This window comes from Actinoplanes sp. NPDC048791, assembly GCF_040650095.1.
Taxonomy (GTDB): domain Bacteria; phylum Actinomycetota; class Actinomycetes; order Mycobacteriales; family Micromonosporaceae; genus Actinoplanes.
Genome location: NZ_JBEZGQ010001338.1, coordinates 1 through 1,936, shown reverse-complemented (window position 1 = coordinate 1,936; position 1,936 = coordinate 1). Strand labels below are relative to the sequence as shown.

Annotated in this window: 1 protein-coding gene; it reads right to left on the bottom strand. The window is 71.4% G+C overall.

Features of this window, described 5'->3' with window-relative positions; all coding sequences use genetic code 11:
* Positions 1–1,751, bottom strand: a 1,751-nt coding sequence (locus tag AB0C29_RS46075) for an NAD(P)/FAD-dependent oxidoreductase (RefSeq protein ID WP_360834372.1), incomplete at its 3' end; no start/stop codon positions are given.
* Positions 1,752–1,936: the final 185 nt, after the last annotated feature.

The window sequence follows — 1,936 nt, the reverse complement described above, 5'->3', positions numbered from 1 at the left end:
GGCCGGTAGACCGGTGTCGGCAGGCCCACATAGCGCGCCATGAGCTGCAGGGCCAGGAAGAGCGAGAAGTGCCGTGACTGGTGCAGGTTGCCGCCGTGGAACCACAGGTTCTCCTGCCGGGTCGGCTTCCACATGTTGCGCTGCTCGCCCTCCCACGGCCCGGGGTCCTTGGTGGTGCCCGAGCCCAGGCCCCACACCTTGCCGACCCGGTCCGCGGTCTCCCGGTCGACCAGGTCGGCGACCCAGCCGTTCATCGAGCCGTAGCCGGTGGCGTAGACGACCAGGTCCGCCTCGAGCTCGGTGCCGTCGGTCAGCACCACGGACGTCTCGGTCAGGTGGTCGACCTGGCCGTGGGCCAGCTTGATCCGGCCGTCCGCGACGAGTTCGGCGGCGCCCACGTCGATGTAGTAGCCGGAGCCGCGGCGCAGGTACTTCATGAACAGCCCGGACCCGTCGTCGCCCCAGTCGTGCTGGAAGCCGGCCTTCTCCAGGCGGGTGTAGAAGTCGTGGTCGCGCTCGGCCATCTGCTCGTACAGCGGGATCTGGAACTCGTGCATGATCCGGTACGGCAGCGACGCGAAGATCAGGTCGGCCCGTTCGGTGCTGACCCCCGCCTCGACGGCCTCCTCGGAGTAGAGCGCGCCCAGCCCGATCTCCATCAGCGACGCGGACTTGACGATGTGCGTCGAGGAACGCTGGACCATGGTCACGTCGGCGTCGTGCTCCCACAGCGCCCCGCAGATGTCGAAGGCCGAGTTGTTCGAGCCGATCACCACCACCTTGCGTCCCCGGTACGCCTCCGGCCCGGGATGCCGGCTGGAGTGGTGCTGCTCGCCGCGGAACACGTCCTGGCCGGGCAGGCTCGGATAGTTGGCCTTGCCGGACATGCCGGTGGCGAACACCAGCTGGGCCGGGCGCAGCTCCACCGATTCGCCGTCGCGGTCCACCGTGACCTGCCACCGGCCCGCCCCGGCGTCGTAGCGGGCCGAGCGGACCTCCGCCTTCGACCAGTACGGCACCTCCATGACCCGGGTGTACATCTCCAGCCAGTCGGCGATCTTGTCCTTGGGCGCGAACACCGGCCAGTTCTTCGGGAACGGCAGGTACGGCAGGTGGTCGTACCAGACCGGGTCGTGCAGGCAGAGGCTCTTGTAGCGTCCGCGCCACTGGTCGCCGGGGCGCTCGTGCCGGTCCAGCACCAGCGCCGGTACGCCGAGCTGCCGCAGCCGGGCACCCAGGGCGATGCCACCCTGCCCGCCGCCGATGACGACCACGTACGGCTGTTGCTCGTACCCCAGGGTCTGCTCCTCGGTCTCCCGCTCCACGCGCCAGGAGCGGCGCCCGGGCCGCAGCTCGAGCTCGACCCCCTGCGGCCGGCCCTCCTCGAAGCCCATGAGCTCGCGCAGCGTGGTCAGCAGCGTCCAGGCCCGGCCGTCGCGCAGCCGCAGGTGACCGGTGCCGCGCCCGACGCGGGTCTCGAAGCGCAGCCACGCCTCGGTGACCCCGTCGGCCTCGGCCGGTTCGCCGTCGATCGTGAAGCCGCCCGGATCCACGTCGGCGAGGCGGGTGGTGAGCAGGTCGGTCACGCCGTCCGGGCCCTCCACCGTGGTGATGTTCCAGGAGAACGCGACCAGGTCGCGCCAGAAGCTGTCGGCGCCGAACAGGGCGGCGGCCCGCGGGACGTCCCGGTCGTGCAGCGCGGCCTCGAACGCCGTGAGCCACGCCTGGACCCGCTCTCGTGTCTCTGTCATGCCTGCAAGCACACGACCGGCGCCCCGGGCCGCACCAGGGTTGCAAGGAGTTGCACACGGCGGGTGTGGCGGCGGTCACAGCGAGCGGGTTACGCTCGCCGGGTCGGAAGGAGGCCGGGCGTGGGCGAGCTGAGCGCGGTCCGGCCCGGCACGGATCTGTCCCGGCACGCCCGCGAGCTGGTCCG